Origin of the sequence: Listeria cossartiae subsp. cossartiae (assembly GCF_014224155.1) — a bacterium.
Taxonomy (GTDB): domain Bacteria; phylum Bacillota; class Bacilli; order Lactobacillales; family Listeriaceae; genus Listeria; species Listeria cossartiae.
In genome coordinates, this window is sequence record NZ_JAASUI010000001.1 from 996,677 (window position 1) to 1,019,243 (window position 22,567).

Genomic DNA, 22,567 nt, shown 5'->3' on the forward strand with positions numbered 1-22,567 from the left:
ATGATGGAGGGAATTATACCATGTCAGTAAAATGGGAAAAACAAGAAGGTAATGTTGGAAAACTTACTTTTGAAATTGAACAAGAAAAAGTAAAAGAAGGTCTAGATAGAGCTTTCGTAAAAGTACGTAAAACTCTTAACGTACCAGGCTTCCGTAAAGGGAAAGTTCCGCGTCAAATTTTCAACCAACGTTTTGGCGAAGAAGCACTTTTCCAAGATGCACTTGATATCTTGCTTCCAGAAGTATATTCTGCAGCAATTGACGAAGCTGGAATTGATCCAGTAGACACTCCTCAAGTAAACATTGAGTCTATGGAAAAAGGCGAAACTTGGGTTCTAACTGCAGAAGTTACTGTAAAACCTGAAGTGAAACTTGGAGACTACAAAGGTCTTGAAGTTGAAAAACGCGAAACAGCACTTACAACAGAAGAATTAGAAGCAGAATTAAAACAATTACAAGAGCGTCAAGCTGAGTTAGTTGTTAAAGAAGATGCTCCAGCTGAAAACGGCGACACTGTTATCCTTGATTTTGAAGGATTCAAAGATGGCGTTGCTTTCGAAGGCGGACAAGCTGAAAACCATTCTCTAGAACTTGGAAGCGGACAATTCATTCCTGGTTTTGAAGAAAAATTAGTTGGCTTAAAAGCTGGTGACGAAGCAGACATCGAGTTAACTTTCCCTGAAGAATATCATGCGGAAGATTTAGCTGGACAACCTGTCGTTTTCAAAGTAAAATTACACGAAATCAAAACAAAAGAAGTTCCAGCTCTTGACGATGAACTTGCAAAAGATATCGACGAAGAAGTAGAAACTTTAGATGAATTAAAAGAAAAAATCTCTAAACGTTTACAAGAAGCAAAAGAAGAATCTGTTGCTCAAGCGAAACAAGAAGAAGTTATTGCGAAAGCTGTTGAAAATGCAGAAGTGGACATTCCACACGCAATGGTTCACCATGAAGCGGATCATTTAATGAATCACTTCGCACAAGATTTACAAGCACAAGGTCTAACTCCTGAATTATATTACCAATTCACTGGCCAAACAGAAGAAGCTATGCACGCACAAATGGAAAAAGACGCTGAAAAACGCGTGAAAATGAACCTAGTGCTTGAAGCAATTGCTGAAGCTGAAAACATTGAGCCAACAGAAGAAGCTATTGATGAAGAAATTTCTACATTAGCTGAAAAATATGGTATGGAAAAAGACGCTGTTCGTGCTGCACTTGGCGATATGAGCGAACTTAAATCCGACCTTAAAATCCGTAAAGCTATCGACGTATTACTAGATAGCGCTGTGGAAAAATAAGCTTCGATTGATTTAATAATTTCATTAAAAAATGGGGGACATGAGTTATACTCGTGTCCTTCTGAATGTAGAAATATGAATACAGATGATTGGCATTTCTAATAAACAAATGATATTATTAACACACATAGGAGATGAAAAAGTCGCCTATATGCAACATACCTATGCGAAGGGGTGAAATATTGTGTTTAAATTTAACGACGAAAAAGGCCAACTTAAATGCTCCTTTTGCGGAAAGACTCAAGATCAAGTACGTAAATTAGTGGCCGGTCCAGGTGTTTATATTTGTGATGAATGTATCGAGCTTTGTAATGAAATTATTGAAGAAGAGCTAGGTATTTCTGAATTTGTTGATTTTGGCGAAGTGCCGAAACCTCAAGAAATCCGTCATATATTAAGTGACTATGTTATTGGTCAAGAGCGTGCCAAAAAAGCACTCGCTGTAGCAGTTTACAATCACTACAAACGCATTAATTCCAATGAAACGAAAGAAGATGAAGTAGAACTTTCGAAAAGTAATATTTGTTTAATTGGTCCAACTGGTAGTGGTAAAACACTTCTTGCTCAAACATTAGCGCGAATTCTTAATGTTCCATTTGCCATTGCAGATGCGACTTCACTTACAGAAGCTGGTTACGTTGGGGAAGATGTAGAAAATATCCTCCTTAAACTGATTCAATCAGCAGACTACGATGTAGAAAAAGCTGAAAAAGGTATTATCTACATCGATGAAATTGACAAAGTTGCCCGCAAATCTGAAAACCCATCTATTACTAGAGATGTTTCCGGTGAAGGCGTTCAACAAGCATTACTGAAAATTTTGGAAGGTACTGTCGCAAGCGTTCCTCCACAAGGTGGTAGAAAACATCCTCATCAGGAGCTTATCCAAATTGATACAGGAAACATTCTATTTATCGTTGGTGGAGCATTTGACGGAATCGAACAAATCGTCAAAAATCGAATGGGTGAAAAAGTCATTGGATTTGGCACAGATAATGCGAAACTAAAAGAAGATGAAACATATCTATCTCGTGTTGTTCCGGAAGATTTGCTGAAATTCGGATTAATTCCTGAATTTATCGGTCGTTTGCCGGTTATTGCAACACTTGAACAATTAGATGAAGCAGCTCTTGTTTCCATTTTAACTGAACCTAAAAACGCTTTAGTAAAACAATATAAACGTATGTTGGAGCTTGATGATGTGGAACTTGAATTCGAGCCAACAGCTTTAATTGAAATTGCGAAAGAAGCAATTGAACGTAAAACTGGAGCACGTGGTCTGCGTTCGATTATTGAACAGATTATGTTAGAAGTTATGTTCGAAATTCCTTCCCGTGATGATATTACGAAATGTATTATTACTGAAAAAGCAGCTCGCGGAGAAGAAGAGCCGCAACTGCAACTAGAAGACGGTTCGATTATTCCAATTAAAACATCTGCATGATTAAAATGCGCGTCGTAATTGGCGCGCATTTTTTCTATCAACTCAGCTTGTTTTACTGTATCAACAGACTTGTTTCGTGCTATACTTTATTAATATTAATTGGAGAGGATAAAAAGACATGAAAAGTGAAAATAAATTTTTTTCTGGGGCATTTGGTTGGATAAAAATAATTCTCATCGCGCTAATACTCGCTTTTGGTATTCGCTATTTTTTAATTTCTCCAGTTACTGTTAATGGGAAATCAATGGACCCAACCCTTCATGACGGGGAACATTTATTTATTAACAAAGTATCAAGTCCGAAACGTTTTGATATCATTGTATTTCCGGCACCTGATGAAGAAAATGCAGAATATATTAAACGCGTCATTGGTCTTCCAGGAGATAAAGTAGAATATAAAGAAGATCAGCTTTATATTAATGGCAAAAAATACGACGAACCATATTTAGATTCAGAGAAAGCAGCTTTAGAAAATGGCTATTTAACAACGGACGCGGAAGGTGATCCTAATTTTACAATGGCTGACGTTCCGTATTCTGACGGCTCTCTGACAGTCCCTAAAGGAAAACTTTTTGTGTTAGGGGATAATCGTCAAGTTAGTAAAGATAGTCGCTACATTGGCTTTATATCGCAAAATAGTGTGCTTGGAAAAGTGATTTCGTTTGGAAAATCCTTAGAACGCTAGTGTGAACCTGCGGGAAGTCTAGGAGGAGACATATGACAGATCAGTATGAAAAAAGGCCCAAGAAAAAAAGTGGGGCTCACCAATTATTAAGCTGGGTACTTGTTATCGTTGCAGCACTTGCCATTGCACTTGTTGTTCGTAACTTTGTGATTGCACCAGTAAAGGTAGAAGGAACATCTATGGTTCCTACATATCAAGATGGAGATAGAATTTTTATAGAAAAAATTACCGATCCAGATCGCTTTGATATAATCGTATTCGATGAGCCACCGATGATTGGCTCAGGAGAACATTTCATTAAACGCGTCATTGGTGTGCCGGGCGACCAGATCGCTTTTAAAAACGGTGAATTATATTTAAATGGCGAACGCAAAGTAGAAAGTTACTTACCAGAAGGAACATTGACACTTTGGAATCCGGATCCAACACAAAAACCATACATAGCAGATTATACACTGGAGGATATGACAGGCGAAAGTACTGTCCCAAAAGGAAAACTGTTCGTGCTTGGGGATAATCGTGGTGGAAGTTCAGATAGTCGCGTTTTTGGCTTTATTGATGACTCGATGGTAAACGGCACAGTAATACAATTTGGAAAATAGTGAGAAGTCCGTGAAAGATACTTTTTCGCGGATTTCTCTATTAAATGAAAGTTTTTTCGTTTATAATAAGACTGTTAGTATAAAATAGGGCGGTGCAGTTTTTTGAAAGAGAAGAATTTAAAACGGTTATGGTCTTGGATTTGGGCGGCTGTTTTAGCAGTATTACTTGCTGTTATAATCCGTTTTTATTTGTTTGTCCCTATTCTCGTAGATGGGATATCGATGATGCCAACTCTTCACAACGATGACCGTGTCATTATAAATCGCTTTGGAAAGGTCGATCGTTTTGATGTGATTGTATTTCGCGAAGCAGACGGAAAAGAATATATCAAACGAGTGATTGGTTTACCCGGCGACACGGTGGAGTATAAAGAAGACCAGCTTTACATCAATGGGAAAAAATATGATGAACCGTATTTAGATACTTACAAACAAAAGTTGCAAGATGGCTATTTAACAGATGATTACAGTTCTAAAGATCAACTAGATGGTGGCACAATCCCAAAAGATACCTATTTTGTGTTAGGGGATAATCGTCGGGCAAGTAAAGACAGCCGTATAATTGGGCCGATTCCACTAAGTAAGGTGTTAGGAACGACACCGATTTGTTACTGGCCAATTGAAGACGCCAAACTTATAGATTAGGAGTATACGATGACAATTCAATGGTTTCCAGGTCATATGGCCAAAGCTCGCCGTGAGGTAACGGAAAAATTAAAACTAGTAGATGTGATTTTTGAGTTAGTGGACGCACGTATCCCACTTTCTTCCTCTAATCCAATGCTAGAAGAAATTATCCACCAAAAAAGACGAGTGATTATTTTAAATAAAGCAGATACAGCAGATGAAAAAACGACCAAAGAATGGATTGACTATTTTGCTGAAAAAGGCTTGCCAGCAGTAGCTGTAAACGCCCAAGAAGGTAAAGGTCTATTCAAAATAGAACAAGCGGCCGAAAAATTAATGGCTGAAAAATTTGATCGTTTAAGAAGTAAAGGTATGAAGCCAAGAGCGATTCGTGCAATGATTTTAGGTATCCCGAATGTGGGGAAATCAACATTAATCAATCGTTTAGCGAAAAAAAATATTGCGCGAACAGGTAACAAACCCGGAGTAACGAAAGCACAACAATGGATAAAAGTTGGGAAAACGTTAGAACTTTTAGACACGCCGGGGATTCTTTGGCCTAAATTTGAAGATCAAGAAATTGGTTACAAACTAGCACTGACAGGCGCAATCAAAGATGATATTTTACAAATGGAAGAAATTGCTGGTTATGGTCTGCGTTTTTTAGAAAATCATTACCCTGATCGCCTTCAAAATTGGTTGAAAGTAGAAACAGTTTCAGAAGATCCTATCGAAACGTTAGCTTTTATAGCCGAAAAAAGAGGCCTTTTAGATCGATATAATGACCCGGATTATTCCCGTGCGGCGGAAACGGTTGTTCGAGAAATTCGCCAACAAAAATTAGGGAGAATGTCGTTTGATTTCCCGAACTGGGAAGATGATAGCGATGAGTGATTCGATTGCAACAATTCGAGAAAAACTGAATGAAATCACATCAGAAAATGATCCTTTTTTTCAGTTATGTCTTCAAGATAAACGTAAAGGTGTAGAAAAGCTGCTACAATCGGCACGAAGAAAATGGGAAAAAGAAGCCAAACTACTTGCCAAACTAGCAGAAATGAAACAATACGAAACCGACTTATTCCAACAAGGCTATCAATCTATTGCAGGAGTGGATGAGGTAGGCCGTGGCCCACTCGCTGGTCCAGTTGTTGCAGCAGCAGTTATTTTACCAGCAGATTTTTCTGTTGTGGGTATTAATGATTCCAAACAATTAAGCGAAGCAAAACGTGATGCTTTATTTGAAACAATCAAAGCAGAAGCAGTTGCGATTGGTGTAGGGATAATTGAACACGATGTGATTGATCAAGTGAACATTTATGAAGCGACAAAATTAGCGATGCGCGAAGCATTAGATCAACTAGCGCCGAAGCCGGATTTTGTTTTAATCGATGCGATGCCACTCAAATATATGGAAGCAGAATTATCGCTCATAAAAGGGGATACGAAAAGCATTTCTATTGCAGCTGCGTCTATCGTTGCGAAAGTGACAAGAGATAGATTAATGCAGATGTATGACGAGAAGTATCCTGGTTATGATTTTGCAAGCAATATGGGATACGGCACAAAGAATCATTTGACTGGATTAGATTCAATTGGTATTTGCCCGATTCATCGCTTGAGTTTTTCTCCTGTGAAAGAAGCAAAGTTGAATTTTGATAGTTTAAATTAACAATATCTTCTAGTAAAAAACGTGTTTTCGATCGTGAAAATACGTTTTTTTGTGCCGTTTGCTAAATTTTAGTGATTTTACAAAAAAGGGCAATGTTTGTACACTAGGAATAACTATCACGGGAGGTGCAACAAATGGATTTAAAACAACGAAATACATGGCTAAAAATCGCTTCCTGCAAATCCATCTCCGCCAAAAAAAGGGCAGAGATTTGGCGGAAATTAACAGAGCTAGACCGGTGGGAGATGTCACTCGAAACATTTGCTAATACTTTCTTTAGTGCGGATAAGAAAGGGCGAGTTTTAAGTGAAATCGCAACAGCCGAATCATTTTTTTATGAGGATATTATACCAGTTTGGATTCTAGACGATCACTACCCAGAACTTCTTAGAGAGATTTACGAAGCACCACCAATTTTATTTTGCAAAGGGAATATAGATTTACTACAAAAACAAGCCATTGCGATTGTTGGTACTAGGCAGATGAGTGAATATGGAAGGAAAGCATGCAGGCAAATTGCTAGCGAACTTTCAGAGCATCAGCTAGTAATCGTTAGCGGAATGGCGGTAGGAATCGATACAACGGCACATAAAGCTGCTTTACAAAAAAGTGGTGCAACAATTGCCGTGCTCGGTTCGGGTGTCAATAATATCTATCCACTAAAAAATCAATTACTTGCCAATGATATTGCGCGAGACGGTTTGCTTTTAAGTGAATATTTACCTGATGAGGAAGCGAGAAGATGGCACTTTCCAGAGAGAAATCGAATCATTAGTGGATTGTCGATGGGAACGGTAATAATAGAAGCAGCAGAACGAAGTGGTTCCTTGATTACAGCTGATATGGCACTAGAACAAAATAGGCAAGTATTTGCGGTTCCGGGAAACATTTTTATCGATACCTGGAAAGGGACTAATTATTTAATTCAAGAAGGTGCCAAGTTAGTTATGAATGCGAACAATATAATAGAAGAATTTTTTCAAATTAAGCCATAATTATAGTGAAATTATCATTTTTAAGTGATTTGACTTGCAATTCCTGATTTTTTGAGATAAGTTTGCTAAAGAAAGCTGTTATAAAACATCAAAAAATGGACTTTTTCATAAAAGCCATTGACAAACCCAGTAGGAAGGGCTAATATTTACTACTGAATTATGTGAAAAATCAGCATTGAAAACTTATTGAACGCGAGGCTAAGACTGTAATAGGATTAGGACAACGAGTAAAGCCCGTGTATTGACCCAAATCAGGGAGGAATATATAGATATGGCAGATTATTTAGTGATTGTAGAGTCACCTGCAAAAGCAAAAACGATTGAAAAGTATTTAGGTAAGAAATTTAAAGTTAAAGCTTCCATGGGACATGTTCGTGATTTACCTAAGAGCCAAATGGGTGTAGACACAGAACATGACTATGAACCTCGTTATATTACGATTCGCGGAAAAGGTCCTGTTTTAAAAGAATTAAAACAAGCGGCTAAAAAAGCGAAAAAAGTCTATCTCGCAGCCGATCCCGATCGCGAAGGGGAAGCAATTGCATGGCATCTTGCCAACAGTCTGGAGTTAGACCAATCAGATAAATTACGTGTTGTATTTAACGAAATAACCAAAGAAGCAGTAAAAGAATCTTTTAAAACACCCCGTAAAATTGATATGGATTTAGTTAATGCGCAACAAGCTCGTAGAATTTTGGACCGTTTAGTTGGATATAACATCAGCCCAATTCTATGGAAAAAAGTAAAAAAAGGCTTGAGTGCTGGCCGCGTTCAATCAATCGCACTACGAATCATTATTGATAGAGAAAAAGAAATCAACAATTTCAAACCAGAAGAGTATTGGACAATTGACGGTAACTTCCTTAAAGGCAAGAAAAAATTCCAAGCCAATTTTTATGGTGTGAATGGTAAGAAGAAAAAGCTATCTACAGCAGATGATGTTAAAGAAGTGATGTCTGCAATTAAAGGGAAATCATTCGATGTAACAGATGTAACGAAGAAAGAAAGACTTAGAAATCCTGCTGCACCGTTTACTACTTCCAGTTTACAACAAGAAGCAGCGCGGAAATTAAATTATCGTACAAGAAAAACAATGATGCTCGCACAACAATTATATGAAGGAATCACGCTCGGTAAACAAGGAACGGTTGGTTTAATTACGTATATGCGTACCGACTCCACTCGTATCGCGGATTCTGCTATTTTGGAAGCAAGCAATTATATTAAGGCAACTTACGGATCTGAATTTTCTCGTAATCATAAACGTTCAGATAAAAATGCTAAAGGTGCTCAAGATGCCCATGAAGCAATCAGACCGACAAGCGCAATGAGAAGCCCACAAGAAGTCAAAGAATATTTAACGCGCGATCAACTGCGCTTATATCGCTTGATTTGGGAACGATTTATCGCTAGTCAAATGACACCAGCAGTTCTTGATACAATGCGTGTAGACTTAGATAATAATGGCGTTAACTTTAGAGCAAATGGTTCCAAAATTAAATTCCATGGTTTCATGAAAGTCTACGTAGAAAGTAACGATGATAATACGGAAGAAAAAGAAAATATTCTACCGGATTTGAAAAAAGGAGATAAGGTGCAGTCCGAATCACTCGAACAGCGTCAACATTTCACTCAGCCACCTCCACGTTACACAGAAGCTAGATTAGTAAAAACATTAGAAGAAATTGGTATCGGTCGTCCATCGACTTATTCACCAACGCTAGATACAATTCAGCGCAGAAATTATGTTTCTTTAACGAATAAACGTTTTATCCCAACCGAGTTAGGCGAAATTGTTAATGAAATGATTGAAGATTATTTCCCAGAGATTTTAGATGTGAAGTTCACTGCCAACATGGAAAGCGAGCTAGATGAAGTAGAGCACGGTGAAGTTGAGTGGGTCAAAGTAATCGATGAATTTTATAAACGTTTTGAGCCGAATGTTATTAAAGCAGACGCGGAAATGGAAAAAATTGAGATTAAAGACGAACCAGCTGGCATTGATTGCGATCTTTGCGGAGCGCCGATGGTATATAAAATGGGCAAATACGGTAAGTTCCTTGCTTGTAGTAGATTCCCAGATTGCCGTAATACGAAAGCAATCGTCAAAGAAATTGGTGTTACTTGTCCGAAATGTGAGAAAGGGCATGTAATAGAAAGAAAGAGCAAGAAAAAACGAATTTTCTATGGCTGTGATCGTTATCCAGATTGTGACTACGTTTCATGGGATAAACCAGTAGAACGACCTTGCCCGAAATGTAGTAAACGAGCATTAGTCGAGAAGAAATTGAAAAAAGGCGTACAAGTACAATGTACAAATTGTGATTACAAAGAATCAACCCAACAATAAGTGGAAAATGGCAGCACTTGGAAAGTTCCTGTGTTGCCATTGTTGCGCGAGGAGGCGGACAAATGGAAAAGAGTGTTAATGTAATTGGAGCAGGTTTAGCTGGAAGTGAAGCAACATGGCAATTAGTAAAGCGTGGCGTAAAAGTTGATTTATATGAAATGAGACCGGTCAAACAAACCCCGGCGCACCATACTGACAAATTTGCAGAACTAGTATGTACAAATTCCTTACGCGCTAATGGCCTAACGAATGCTGTAGGCGTTATTAAAGAAGAAATGCGGATACTTGATTCTATTATTATTGAAGCAGCTGATAAAGCATCTGTACCAGCTGGAGGGGCACTTGCTGTTGATCGCCATGAATTTTCTGGCTACATAACAGATAAAGTGAAAAACCACCCACTTGTTACCGTGCATACAGAGGAAGTTACGACTATCCCTGAAGGCCCAACAGTTATTGCTACAGGTCCGCTTACAAGTCCTGCGCTAGCAGAAGAAATCAAACAATTGACTGGCGAAGAGTACCTTTATTTCTATGATGCAGCGGCACCAATCATTGAAAAAGATAGCATCGATATGGATAAAGTATATTTGAAATCCCGTTATGATAAAGGGGAAGCTGCTTACTTAAATTGCCCGATGTCAGAAGAAGAATTTAACGCATTTTATGAAGCATTAGTTACTGCTGAAACGGCTGCTTTAAAAGAATTTGAAAAAGAAGTATTTTTTGAAGGTTGTATGCCGATTGAAGTAATGGCGAAACGTGGAATTAAAACGATGCTATTTGGACCATTGAAACCAGTTGGATTAGAAGATCCGAAAACAGGAAAAAGACCATATGCAGTATTGCAACTTCGCCAAGACGATGCTGCTGGAACGCTTTATAATATGGTAGGATTCCAAACGCATCTTAAATGGGGCGAGCAAAAACGCGTTTTCGGTATGATTCCAGGTTTAGAAAATGCTGAAATCGTTCGTTATGGCGTGATGCACCGCAATACATTCATCAACTCACCAACTGTACTTGAGCCAACCTATCAATTAAAAACACGCAATGATTTGTTTTTTGCAGGTCAAATGACTGGTGTAGAAGGCTATGTCGAGTCGGCTGCTAGCGGTTTGGCAGCGGGAATTAATGCGGCTAATTTTGTGGAAGAGAAGGAATTAGTGGTTTTCCCAGCTGAAACAGCGATTGGAAGTTTAGCGCATTACATTACAAGTGCTAGTAAAAAATCGTTCCAACCGATGAATGTTAACTTTGGTCTTTTTCCAGAGCTAGAAACTAAAATTCGTGCCAAACAAGAACGTAACGAAAAATTAGCGGAAAGAGCATTAAATGCAATAAAAAAGGTTGCAGAACAACTGTAAAAACACTATAATAATTGAGGACTAATCTTTGCTGTTCTTTTCATCACGATCACTGCTTTTGGTATTTTTAGGGGAGTTGAAAGTGGTGGAAAGGCAGTTTTTCTTTCAGCGGAATGGTCTAGACAACTCATGGCGATAAATGTGGCTTTTTTCACAAAAATAACCAAATTGATTGTAAATCCAGATTAATTCAAAAAGTTGCGAAAAATGGATAAAATCATTGCAACAAGGGTACTGTTATGTTAACATGATAGTGTTTGAGAGGTGTATACGCATGACACAAGAGGGAAAGTTAGAGCAACAATTTCTTGACTATCTTCACTCAGAACGAAATTATTCAGTCAACACAAGTACGGCTTATGAAAATGATTTACTTGATTTTCGTCGCTTCTTAAATGAGCAAGCTATTAAAGCATATCAGCAAGTTACTTTTCTAGATGTGCGGATTTATTTAACAGAATTAAAGCAAAAGTCTTTTTCTCGAACAACCGTAGCTAGGAAAATTTCAAGTTTACGGAGTTTTTACACTTTTCTTTTAAGAGAGAATGTTATTACTGAAAATCCATTTACTTATGTATCACATGCGAAAAATCAGTTAAGGCTTCCCAAATTTTTCTATTCAGAAGAAATGGAAGCTTTGTTTCAAGTGGTGTATGAAGATAATGAAACGCTTACACTGCGGGACCGGGTGCTGTTAGAAGTATTGTACGGTACTGGGATTCGGGTGAGTGAGTGTGCCGGGATACTCATGCCTGACTTAGATACATCTTATCAAGCAATTCTGATTCGCGGAAAAGGGAATAAAGAACGCTATGTGCCATTTGGTGTATATGCGGAAGATGCGATAACGGATTATTTACCGAGTCGCACTGAGCTAATGACTCGCTACAAAAAGTCGCATGATGCGCTACTTGTGAACCATTATGGTGATCCGCTGACGACTCGAGGCATTAGATATTGTTTGACGAAAATAATTAGCAAAGCTTCATTAACTCGAAAAATTCATCCACATATGTTACGCCATACGTTTGCAACAGATTTACTCAATAACGGGGCGGATATGCGGACGGTACAGGAGCTGCTTGGACACGCTAGCTTATCATCCACCCAGATATATACGCACGTGACAAAAGAGCATTTAAAGTCTACTTATATGAAACATCATCCGAGGGCTTAAATTTGGAGGAGGTTAAGGAAATGGAATTACACGCTACAACGATATTTGCGGTTCAGCATGACGGAAAAGCGGCTATGGCTGGTGACGGTCAAGTAACGCTTGGAGAATCGGTCGTAATGAAACATACTGCCAAAAAGGTTCGCCGTCTATTTCATGATAAAGTAATTGCCGGATTTGCTGGCTCCGTTGCAGACGCATTTACATTATTTGAAAAATTCGAAGCGAAATTGAATGAATATAATGGTAACTTAGAAAGAGCATCGGTGGAACTCGCGCAACAATGGCGTAGTGACAGCGTTTTACGGAAGTTAGAGGCAATGTTAATCGTCATGGATAAAGACACACTGCTTTTAGTTTCAGGAACTGGCGAAGTAATTGAGCCAGACGATGGCATTTTAGCAATCGGTTCTGGTGGTAATTATGCGCTGGCAGCTGGACGAGCACTGAAAAGACATAACGGTGGCCAAATGGAAGCAAAAGATATTGCTCGCCATGCACTAGAAATCGCTTCTGAAATTTGTGTATTTACGAATGATCATATTACAGTAGAAGAGCTTTGAAGGAGTGGTTAATTTGACAAATCTAACGTTGATGAACCAGTTGACACCAAAGCAAATTGTCGAAAAACTGGATCAATATATTATTGGACAAACCGGAGCGAAAAAATCAGTTGCAGTAGCTTTGAGAAATCGCTATCGCAGACAACTGATGGATGAATCAATCCGTGATGAAATTATTCCGAAAAACATTCTGATGATTGGACCAACTGGTGTCGGTAAAACAGAAATAGCGCGCCGAATTGCCAAAATTGTTCGCGCACCTTTTTCCAAAGTAGAGGCTACTAAATTTACCGAAGTTGGTTATGTAGGTCGCGACGTGGAATCAATGGTTCGCGATTTAGTAGAAGTATCCGTGCGCTTAGTTAAAGAAGAAAAAATGCAATTAGTTCGCGTAAAAGCAGAAAAAAATGCCGAAAAACGCCTAATTAAACTTTTAGCACCAAGCCAAAAGAAAAAGCAAACAACATCGCAAAACCCATTAGAAGCCCTTTTTGGCGGTATGAACCAACCGGATGAATCTGCTGAGGAAGAAGTAGACCAAGAATTAAAAAATAAACGAAGCCAAATCGAATGGCGACTTCAAAATGGTGAGCTTGATGATGAAATAGTAACTGTTGAAGTAAAAGAACAGCAAAATCCAATGTTCGATATGATGCGTGGCACAGGAATGGACCAAATGAATGGCATGCAAGATGCACTTTCGGGCATGTTCCCAGCGAAAAAGAAAAAACGTAAAGTAACCGTTCGTGAAGCGAAAAAAATTCTGTTTGAAGATGAAGCATCTAAATTAATTGATGCAGATGAACTTGCTGCGGAAGGTATTCACCGTGCGGAACAAATGGGTATGATTTTCATTGATGAAATTGACAAAATCGCCAGCAAAGAAGGCGGCGGAAATGCGCAAGTTTCACGTGAAGGCGTCCAAAGAGACATTCTTCCTATCGTGGAGGGGTCGCAAATTTCCACTAAATATGGTACAGTCAACACGGAGTACATTTTATTCATCGCGGCTGGAGCTTTCCATATGTCTAAACCAAGCGATTTGATTCCAGAGCTTCAAGGTCGTTTTCCAATTAGAATTGAGCTGGATAAATTAACGCAAGAAGACTTCTATAAAATCCTAACAGAACCAGACAATGCGCTAATTAAACAATACAAAGCTTTGCTGAAAACAGAAGGAATTGACTTGATTTTCACCAAAGAAGCTGTCGAAAGAATTGCTGAGATTGCATTCCAAGTTAATCAAGATTCAGATAATATCGGAGCAAGAAGACTTCATACCATTTTAGAAAAATTACTAGAAGATTTACTATTTGAAGCACCAGAAATCAATATGGAATCTATTAAAGTAACCGAAAACTATGTTAATGAAAAACTTGCACCAATTATGCAGAATAAAGATTTAACACAATTTATTTTATAAAATACTAGGAGGATCTAATAATGACTTTATTAGAAAAAACAAGAAAAATTAATGCGATGTTACAAAACGCTGCAGGAAAAACAGTAAACTTCAAAGAAATGGCAGATACACTTACTGATGTAATTGAAGCAAATACGTATATTGTAAGCCGTAAAGGTAAATTACTTGGTTATTCTGAAGCACTTCCAATCGAAAACGATCGTATGAAACAAATGCTGACAGAACGCCAATTTCCAGAAGAATATACTCAAAGTCTTTTCAATGTAGGCGAAACTTCTTCTAACTTAGAAGTATCAAGCCAATATACTGCTTTCCCAATCGAAAACAGCGAATTATTCACGAAAGGTTTAACAACTATCGTACCAATCGTTGGCGGCGGAGAACGTCTTGGAACGCTTATCTTATCTCGTTTAGAAAGTAATTTCACTGATGATGATTTGCTTTTAGCTGAGTACGGTGGAACGGTTGTTGGAATGGAAATCTTACATGAAAAAGCAGAAGAAATTGAAGAAGAAGCTCGTAGCCGTGCCGTTGTACAAATGGCAATTAGCTCACTTTCTTATAGTGAACTAGAAGCAATTGAACATATTTTTGACGAATTAAATGGTAAAGAAGGCCTTCTTGTTGCCTCTAAAATCGCGGACCGTGTCGGCATTACACGTTCTGTTATCGTAAACGCACTTCGTAAATTAGAAAGTGCGGGCGTTATTGATTCTCGCTCATTAGGAATGAAAGGTACATTTATCCGTGTGCTGAATGATAAATTCCTAGTAGAACTAGAAAAATTGAAAAATAACTAAAAAAAGCAAAAAGCTTTCTCTGAAAATATTCGGAGAGAGCTTTTTTTTGCCTGTTTTGGTAAAATAAGAAAGAAGATTTAGATGTGACTGGAGGAATTTGGAATGGAAATTGCTGAAACAACCATTGAAGTACGCTATGCAGAAACGGACCAGATGGGCGTTGTTTATCATAATAATTACCTTGTTTGGATGGAAATCGGCCGAACAAGATTAATTGAAAAATTAGGGTTTCGCTATTTTGATATGGAAGAAGCAGGGTATCTTTCTCCTGTGTTAGATGTGCACATTCATTACGGAAAACCGCTGCGATACGGACAGAAGGCAGTTGTAAAAACATGGATAAAAGGGTATGATGGACTTCGTGTTACTTATGGTTATGAAATTTGCTATGAAGATACGAATGAAGTTGCAATTACAGGTGAAACGGCGCACGTATGTGTAACCAAAGAAGATTTTCGCCCTGTATCGTTAAGAAGAACATTTCCGAATTGGCATGAAGCCTATCTAAAAGCTTTAGAATAAAAAAAGACTGGTAGTGATAAAAATGGCTTTTGGTGTAAAACGCGATGAAATGGAATTATGGAAAGAAAAAGCAGCTCGTGGGGAGATTGCGATTATTACGCATTATTGGCTAGATGATCGTTTCCCAGATTCGAAAACTGTAACCAAAGTTGCCTGTGTAGATTTGAAAAAACTGCAACAATGGGGAAAACAATATGGTTTAGCGCCAGATTGGATTGATAACCGTCGAAAAAACTTTCCGCATTATGATTTGTTTGGCGAGATGCAATTAGTCGTACTAAAGAAAGAAAAAGCCTTTGAACAAATCGAGCGGTTTCATTTGGAGGAGAAATAACAATGATTAAACTAGAAAATGAATTATTGCTTGTAGAAATGAAAACAGCCGGCGCTGAATTAACACGTATTTCGCGCAAAGATACTGGACTTGAGTATTTGTGGAATGCGGATAGCAAATTTTGGGGACGTCATTCACCAGTTTTATTTCCAACTGTTGGAAGACTAGTGGAGGACACTTACTTTGTAGATGGCAAGCCGTATCACTTAGGGCAGCATGGTTTTGCTCGTGACCGAGATTTTAAAGTAATAGAGCAAACCGACAATTCGGTGCGCTTTGAACTGGACGCTGACGAAGATTCGTTCGCCGTTTATCCTTACAAATTTAAATTATCGATTATTTATACGCTTGAAAAAGACACTGTCGCTATTTCTTATGAAGTAGAAAACAGAGACGATAAGCGCATTTATTTTTCCATCGGTGCGCACCCAGCATTTAATTTGCCACTAACAGAAGGTACTGTGTTTGAAGACTATTATTTAGACTTTGGAACAGAAGAGAATTTAGAAACACTTTGTTTAGAAGGACCTTATCGTAGCGGCGCAATTGAAAAAGTCGTGGATGAGCCAGCGAGATATTTGCCGCTAAACTATGACTTATTTAAAAACGATGCACTAATTTTTGAAGCTTTGAAACAAAAAGAAGTGACAATCAAGTCGGATAAAACGCCACATTTTGTGAAAGTAAGCTTCCCTGAATTCCCGTTTGTAGGAATTTGGACGGCAAAAACAGGAACACCTTTCTTATGTATTGAGCCGTGGTATGGCATTGCGGACGGTGCTGGGGAATCGGTCGAACTGCGAGATAAAGCAGGGATAGAGCACCTAGAACCAGAAGCAGTTTTTGCATCGGAATATACAATTACAGTTGGATAAAGGAAAAACCCAGAAGAGCGAAATGCATCTTCTGGGTTTTCTTACATCCATTTTATTTTTGGTTCTTCGCCGTTACGAATACGAGTAATGTTTGCTCGGTGGCGCCAAATAACAAATGTCGCGATACCAGCAACGAGAATAATTAAAATCCAATCTCCCATGAAAAAAGAAATAATTAATGCTGCCAGTGCTCCGATCATTGAGCTAAGCGATACATATTTGCTAAGTTTTAGTGTAACTAAGAAGACGACTAGAGCAGCTACAAATAGTAGTGGCGCATACGCAAGGATGACACCCGCCGAAGTAGCAACCGCTTTTCCGCCGCGGAATCCGGCAAAAAGTGGGAAACTATGGCCGATAATCGCAAATGCTCCAGTAAGTAGCCAGAAATGATGATCTACGTTTAGCTGGAAAAAATATGGAAGTAATGTTGCGACAGTCCCTTTTAAAATGTCCATCACGGTAACAATGCTACCAGCTTTAATTCCAAGCACCCGGAACGAATTCGTCGCGCCTAAGTTACCACTACCGAACTCGCGAATATCTTTTTTGTAGAAAATTTTGCCAATCCATAAACCAGATGGTATCGAACCAATCACATAGGCTAATAAAGAAAGCAGAATTAAGTTAATTGTCATTTTTAAACCCCTCAAGAAGAAATGTTGTTTTCCATAAAGAATTATAGCACAAAATGAAGAGAATTGGCTAAATTGTTAGGATAAATCACAATGAAAAGTTGAAAAAACCGCAAAAATAGCTTATGATTAGAAAGAATAGTAGGGGGCGATTAGACGAATGCAAAATCCAACAAAAGAAGAAATCCGACATATTTTAAAGCAGGCAAAAGTAATCGCAGTCGTTGGTTTGAGTGATAAGCCAGACCGCACAAGTTACCGAGTGAGTCAGATAATGCAGCAAGCTGGATACAAAATTATTCCAGTAAACCCTAATGCAGACGAAATTCTTGGCGAAAAAGCTGTTAAGAACTTAACGGATATCGAGGAACATGTTGATATTGTCAATGTCTTTCGTCGCTCAGAGTTTTTACCTGATATAGCTAAGGCGTTTGACCAAATTGATGCAGATGTATTTTGGGCACAACTTGGCATTGTTAATCAGGAAGCATTTGATTTTTTGACAGAAAAAGGATATCCTACTGTCATGGATTATTGCATTAAGGTTGCTTATCAAGAAATGGATTAAATAATGACCATTTTTGAAGGAAGCAGGTTCTTATAGCAGAGCCTGTTTTTTTATGAAAACGAATTTGTCACCAAACTATCACTTTATTAATTAGCTGGTTAATGCTATTCTGATAAGGTGGTTTTAAGCGAATAGCAACGTAATAGTTGTAGATTGACGGAATGAAGGGAGTTTTGAAATATGAATCGGAATGATTATAATGATGATTCTATTCAGGTGCTTGAAGGACTGGAAGCGGTCCGGAAACGTCCAGCGATGTATATTGGTTCAACCGATGTCCGCGGGCTGCACCATTTAGTATATGAAATAGTGGACAACTCGGTCGATGAGACCCTTGCAGGTTTTGGTAAGAAAATTGTTGTGACACTTCATGAAGACAATAGTGTTAGCGTGAGCGATGAAGGTCGTGGGATGCCTGTTGGGATGCACAAAACTGGCAAACCCACAGTAGAAGTTATTTTAACCGTTCTTCATGCCGGTGGTAAATTCGGTCAAGAAGGCGGCTACAAAACAAGTGGTGGACTCCATGGTGTTGGTTCATCCGTTGTAAATGCACTTTCAGAATGGTTAGTTGTAACAATTAATCGTGATGGCGCAACCTACCAACAAAAATTTAAAGATGGTGGGAAGCCTGATGGAACACTGAAAAAAATCGGAAAATCAAAAGCCACTGGGACAACGATTCGCTTTAAACCAGATCCAGCGATTTTTCCAACTACTTCATTTAACTATGAAACATTATCGGAACGTTTAAGAGAATCAGCATTCCTTTTAAAAGGGATGTTAATCGAATTAATCGACGAACGTGTAGGTATGGCAGAGGCTTTCCACTTTGAAGAAGGTGTGAAGAACTTTGTTGAATATATTAATGAAGGCAAAGATGTGCTTCATCCAGTAGCTAGTTTTGAAGGAGAAAATGCGACCATTGAAGTAGAAATGGCGTTCCAATTCAATGATGGCTACTCTGAAAATATCTTGAGCTTCGTAAATAACGTTCGAACTCGCGGGGCTGGCTCTCATGAATCGGGAATGAAAGCTGCGATGACGCGGATTTTCAATGACTATGCTCGCCGGGTAAATCTTTTAAAAGAAAAAGATAAAAACCTTGAAGGTAGCGATATTCGGGAAGGTTTATCGGCAGTACTTTCGATTCGTGTTCCAGAAAAAATCCTTCAATTCGAAGGTCAAACGAAAGAGAAATTAGGGACGCAGGAAGCTCGCCAGGCGGTTGATGCGGTTGTAGCGGAACATTTAGCTTACTTCCTTGCTGAAAACCCAGAAACAAGCTCCCTTCTCGTTAAAAAGGCAGTTAAAGCCCGCGAAGCCAGAGAAGCTGCTAGAAAAGCCCGCGAAGAAACACGTAACGGCAAGAAAAAGAAACGCTCAGAAACACTTCTTTCTGGAAAATTAACACCGGCACAATCACGCAATCCTAACAAAAATGAACTTTACCTAGTCGAAGGTGACTCGGCGGGAGGCTCAGCCAAACAAGGTCGTGACCGTCGTTTCCAAGCTATTTTGCCACTTCGAGGAAAAGTAATCAATACCGAAAAAGCCAAACTACAAGATATCTTAAAAAATGAAGAAATTAGTACGATTATCCATACAGTTGGCGCAGGGGTTGGTACGGAGTTCGATGTCGAGGATTGTAACTATGACAAAGTAGTTATCATGACCGATGCCGATACCGATGGCGCGCACATTCAAGTATTACTTCTGACATTTTTCTATCGTTACATGCGTCCACTTGTTGAAGCTGGTAAAGTTTTCATTGCCTTACCACCACTTTATAAAGTAAGCCGGGGTTCCGGGAAAAAAGAAGTAATTGAATACGCTTGGACAGACGAAGAATTAGATTCTGCTATCCAAAAAATTGGTAAAGGCTACATGATCCAACGTTACAAAGGTCTTGGTGAGATGAACGCCGACCAACTTTGGGAAACAACGATGAATCCAGACACACGGACATTAATTCGTGTGCGAGTGGACGATTCTGCGCGTGCTGAACGCCGCGTGGCAACACTGATGGGGGATAAAGTAGAACCTAGACGTCAGTGGATTGAAAAGCATGTCGAGTTTTCTATGGAAGATAGCCAAAATATTTTAGAAAATGAAAACATGATGGTTGAGGAGGCGAAAGACATTTGAGTAATCCAGAACAACATATCCAAGACTTAGCGCTAGAAGAAGTTATGGGCGACCGTTTTGGTAGATATAGTAAATACATTATTCAAGAACGTGCGCTTCCAGATGTTCGTGACGGACTGAAACCAGTACAACGCCGGATTTTATTCGCAATGAATGTCGAAGGAAATACAGCCGAAAAAGGTTTCCGTAAATCTGCCAAAACAGTCGGAAACGTTATCGGTAACTACCATCCACATGGTGACTCTTCCGTTTACGAAGCAATGGTGCGGATGAGTCAAGACTGGAAAGTACGTAATATGCTGATTGAAATGCACGGGAATAACGGTAGTGTCGACGGGGATCCACCTGCTGCGATGCGTTATACGGAAGCTCGTCTTTCACCAATTTCAGCTGAATTACTGCGCGACATCGAAAAAGAAACAGTCGATTTCATTCCTAACTTTGACGATACTTCTAGTGAGCCAACTGTTTTGCCAGCGCGTTTTCCGAACCTTTTAGTCAATGGTTCTACAGGTATTTCCGCTGGTTATGCGACAGATATTCCGCCGCACAATTTAACGGAAATCATTGAGGCTGTAATGAAGCGATTAGATAACCCACTTTGTACAACGGATGATATTATGAAAATTGTCAAAGGCCCAGATTTCCCAACAGGTGGGATTATTCAAGGGATTGACGGCATTCGTAAAGCATATCAAACCGGTAAAGGGCGCGTTGTTGTTCGTTCCAAAACAGAAATTGAAGATATTCGTGGTGGTAGAAAACAAATCACGATCCATGAAATTCCTTATGAAGTAAATAAAGCGAACCTAGTAAAACGCATGGATGAACTTCGTATTGAGAAAAAAATTGAAGGTATTTCAGAAGTGCGAGATGAAACGGACCGCACTGGACTACGCATTGCCGTCGAGCTTAAAAAAGATGCCAATGCGGAAGGCGTGTTGAACTACCTTTTCAAAAATACAGATTTACAAGTGAGTTATAATTTCAATATGGTTGCGATCAATCGAAAACGCCCAGAGCTAATGGGGATTATCCCGATGCTTGACGCTTATATTGAACACCAAAAAGAAATTATTACGAAACGCTCTGAGTACGATATTCGCAAAGCTCGCGCGCGCCAACATATTTTAGAAGGATTAATTAAAGCACTTTCTATTTTAGATGAAGTTATTAAATTAATTCGTGGCTCGAAAGACAAACGTGATGCGAAATTAAACTTACAAACAAAATATGATTTCAGTGAAAAACAAGCAGAAGCGATTGTATCTTTACAACTTTATCGTTTAACGAATACAGATATACATGAACTTCAAAGTGAAGCAAAATCCCTAGCAGAACAAATTAGCGTTCTTGAAAAAATTCTAGGTGATGAAGCAGAACTTGTTGCTGTTCTAAAAGAAGAGCTAGCAGAAATCAAGAAAAAATATAAAACTGCCCGCCGTACAGAAGTGCAAGCAGAAATCACCGAAATCAAAATCGACACGGAAGTACTTGTTGCTAACGAAGATGTGATTGTTTCTGTGACGAAGGAAGGCTATGTAAAACGCACAAGCCAACGTTCGTATGCCGCTTCCAATGGCGCAGAACTAGCGATGAAAGAAGCCGACCATGCCATCTTCATCCAAAAAATGAATTCGCTCGATTCGCTCCTGTTATTCACTAGCAAAGGTAACTTCATTTATCGCCCAGTGCATGAGTTGCCTGATATTCGCTGGAAAAACCTTGGAGATCACGTTAGCCACCTGGCCAGTGATTTGTCAGCCGGCGAAGAAATTCGTTCCGCAATTGCAATTCAAGCCTTTACAGAAGAAAAACGCTTTTTATTTGTTACCAAAAACGGCATGACCAAGCAATCGGCTATCACGAATTACAAACCGCAGCGTTATTCTAAATCAATGATGGCAATCAAGCTAAAAGATGATGATGAGCTGTTAAGTGTTCATTTGATTGATGGTACAGAAGATATTTTCTTAGCAACCAAAAATGGTTACGGTCTTCGTTATTCCATTACTGAAATTCCAGAGTCCGGTGCAAGAACAGCCGGTGTAAAAGCGATTAACTTAAAACAAGAAGATATCGTTGTTGGCGGTGTAGTACTTACGCCGAATGAACAAAAACATATTCTTCTTGCAACACAGCGTGGTTCACTTAAACAAATGAAAGCAAGTGAATTTGAACCAATTTCTAGAGCAAAACGTGGCTTACTGATGTTACGCGAACTGAAAAGTAACCCGCATCGCTTCATTGGCTTAACGCTTGCTGACAGTAATGACCATCTGTTTATCGAAACAAATACAGATCAAGTAGTCGAAATAGACGTTGCTAATCTACGGATAACCGATCGCTATTCTAACGGATCTTTTGTACTAGATGAAACAATGGAAGGGGAACCAACCTCTATCTGGTTAGCAATCCCCGAAATTAAAGATACAACAGATGCAAAAGACGAATAACTTGGAAAAGAGTTCTTGTATAG

Annotated in this window: 21 protein-coding genes; 20 read left to right on the forward strand and 1 reads right to left on the reverse strand. The window is 38.9% G+C overall.

Annotated features, from left to right (window positions below):
• Positions 1-20: 20 nt before the first annotated feature.
• The 17 genes from tig to HCJ30_RS05245 all read left to right on the forward strand — a co-directional run bounded on the left by tig (position 21) and on the right by HCJ30_RS05245 (position 16,737).
• Positions 21-1,304, forward strand: coding sequence for a trigger factor (gene tig, locus HCJ30_RS05165; protein WP_185391234.1), 1,284 nt, complete (start codon positions 21-23; stop codon positions 1,302-1,304).
• Between the two features lie 184 nt (positions 1,305-1,488).
• A complete protein-coding gene (gene clpX / locus HCJ30_RS05170; RefSeq protein WP_003766662.1) occupies positions 1,489-2,748 on the forward strand; it encodes an ATP-dependent protease ATP-binding subunit ClpX in 1,260 nt (419 codons plus the stop codon).
• Positions 2,749-2,866: 118 nt separating this feature from the next.
• Positions 2,867-3,433, forward strand: coding sequence for a type I signal peptidase SipX (gene sipX / locus HCJ30_RS05175; protein ID WP_185391235.1), 567 nt, complete (start codon positions 2,867-2,869; stop codon positions 3,431-3,433).
• A gap of 32 nt (positions 3,434-3,465) precedes the next feature.
• On the forward strand, positions 3,466-4,035 hold the full coding sequence (sipY, locus tag HCJ30_RS05180; RefSeq protein ID WP_185391236.1) for a type I signal peptidase SipY: 570 nt from the start codon (positions 3,466-3,468) through the stop codon (positions 4,033-4,035).
• A 102-nt stretch (positions 4,036-4,137) separates the two neighbouring features.
• Entirely contained in the window at positions 4,138-4,680 is a 543-nt protein-coding gene (sipZ, locus tag HCJ30_RS05185) for a type I signal peptidase SipZ (protein ID WP_185391237.1), read from the forward strand.
• Between the two features lie 9 nt (positions 4,681-4,689).
• Complete coding sequence (ylqF, locus tag HCJ30_RS05190) at positions 4,690-5,556, forward strand: ribosome biogenesis GTPase YlqF (RefSeq protein WP_008947650.1); 867 nt, start codon at positions 4,690-4,692, stop codon at positions 5,554-5,556.
• Entirely contained in the window at positions 5,549-6,334 is a 786-nt protein-coding gene (rnhB, locus tag HCJ30_RS05195; RefSeq protein ID WP_185391238.1) for a ribonuclease HII, read from the forward strand. The genes ylqF and rnhB overlap by 8 nt, the downstream gene beginning before the upstream one ends.
• A 134-nt stretch (positions 6,335-6,468) precedes the next feature.
• Positions 6,469-7,329, forward strand: a complete 861-nt coding sequence (gene dprA / locus HCJ30_RS05200; protein ID WP_185391239.1) for a DNA-processing protein DprA — start codon at positions 6,469-6,471, stop codon at positions 7,327-7,329.
• 271 nt (positions 7,330-7,600) lie between these two features.
• Positions 7,601-9,679, forward strand: coding sequence for a type I DNA topoisomerase (gene topA / locus HCJ30_RS05205; RefSeq protein ID WP_185391240.1), 2,079 nt, complete (start codon positions 7,601-7,603; stop codon positions 9,677-9,679).
• A 62-nt stretch (positions 9,680-9,741) separates the two neighbouring features.
• A complete protein-coding gene (gene trmFO / locus HCJ30_RS05210) occupies positions 9,742-11,046 on the forward strand; it encodes an FADH(2)-oxidizing methylenetetrahydrofolate--tRNA-(uracil(54)-C(5))-methyltransferase TrmFO (RefSeq protein ID WP_185391241.1) in 1,305 nt (434 codons plus the stop codon).
• Between the two features lie 274 nt (positions 11,047-11,320).
• Entirely contained in the window at positions 11,321-12,223 is a 903-nt protein-coding gene (gene xerC / locus HCJ30_RS05215) for a tyrosine recombinase XerC (protein WP_185391242.1), read from the forward strand.
• A 20-nt stretch (positions 12,224-12,243) separates the two neighbouring features.
• On the forward strand, positions 12,244-12,783 hold the full coding sequence (hslV, locus tag HCJ30_RS05220; RefSeq protein WP_003724001.1) for an ATP-dependent protease subunit HslV: 540 nt from the start codon (positions 12,244-12,246) through the stop codon (positions 12,781-12,783).
• A 13-nt stretch (positions 12,784-12,796) separates the two neighbouring features.
• Positions 12,797-14,206 (forward strand): ATP-dependent protease ATPase subunit HslU, encoded by a 1,410-nt coding sequence (hslU, locus tag HCJ30_RS05225; RefSeq protein ID WP_185391243.1) that lies wholly within the window; start codon positions 12,797-12,799, stop codon positions 14,204-14,206.
• A 20-nt stretch (positions 14,207-14,226) separates the two neighbouring features.
• Positions 14,227-15,006: a GTP-sensing pleiotropic transcriptional regulator CodY gene (codY, locus tag HCJ30_RS05230; RefSeq protein ID WP_003726695.1), complete on the forward strand. Its 780-nt coding sequence runs from the start codon at positions 14,227-14,229 to the stop codon at positions 15,004-15,006.
• 102 nt (positions 15,007-15,108) lie between these two features.
• The gene (locus HCJ30_RS05235; protein ID WP_185391244.1) at positions 15,109-15,528 is read left to right on the forward strand and encodes an acyl-CoA thioesterase; all 420 of its coding nucleotides are present in this window, start codon (positions 15,109-15,111) and stop codon (positions 15,526-15,528) included.
• Positions 15,529-15,550: 22 nt separating this feature from the next.
• Positions 15,551-15,862 carry a hypothetical protein gene (locus HCJ30_RS05240; protein ID WP_008947661.1) on the forward strand — a complete coding sequence of 104 codons (312 nt, stop codon included), beginning with the start codon at positions 15,551-15,553 and terminating at the stop codon, positions 15,860-15,862.
• Positions 15,863-15,864: 2 nt separating this feature from the next.
• Positions 15,865-16,737, forward strand: a complete 873-nt coding sequence (locus tag HCJ30_RS05245; RefSeq protein WP_185391245.1) for an aldose 1-epimerase family protein — start codon at positions 15,865-15,867, stop codon at positions 16,735-16,737.
• A 41-nt stretch (positions 16,738-16,778) separates the two neighbouring features.
• On the opposite strand, the gene plsY is transcribed toward HCJ30_RS05245, so the two are convergent.
• Positions 16,779-17,375, reverse strand: a complete 597-nt coding sequence (gene plsY, locus HCJ30_RS05250) for a glycerol-3-phosphate 1-O-acyltransferase PlsY (RefSeq protein WP_185391246.1) — start codon at positions 17,373-17,375, stop codon at positions 16,779-16,781.
• Positions 17,376-17,532: 157 nt separating this feature from the next.
• On the opposite strand from plsY, the gene HCJ30_RS05255 reads away from it, so the two are divergent.
• From HCJ30_RS05255 to parC, 3 genes are all read left to right on the forward strand, one after another.
• Entirely contained in the window at positions 17,533-17,940 is a 408-nt protein-coding gene (locus tag HCJ30_RS05255; protein WP_185391247.1) for a CoA-binding protein, read from the forward strand.
• A gap of 180 nt (positions 17,941-18,120) precedes the next feature.
• Positions 18,121-20,088: a DNA topoisomerase IV subunit B gene (gene parE, locus HCJ30_RS05260; RefSeq protein WP_070294119.1), complete on the forward strand. Its 1,968-nt coding sequence runs from the start codon at positions 18,121-18,123 to the stop codon at positions 20,086-20,088.
• Positions 20,085-22,544, forward strand: a complete 2,460-nt coding sequence (gene parC, locus HCJ30_RS05265; RefSeq protein ID WP_185391248.1) for a DNA topoisomerase IV subunit A — start codon at positions 20,085-20,087, stop codon at positions 22,542-22,544. Before parE ends, parC begins: the two co-directional genes overlap by 4 nt.
• Positions 22,545-22,567 lie beyond the last annotated feature (23 nt).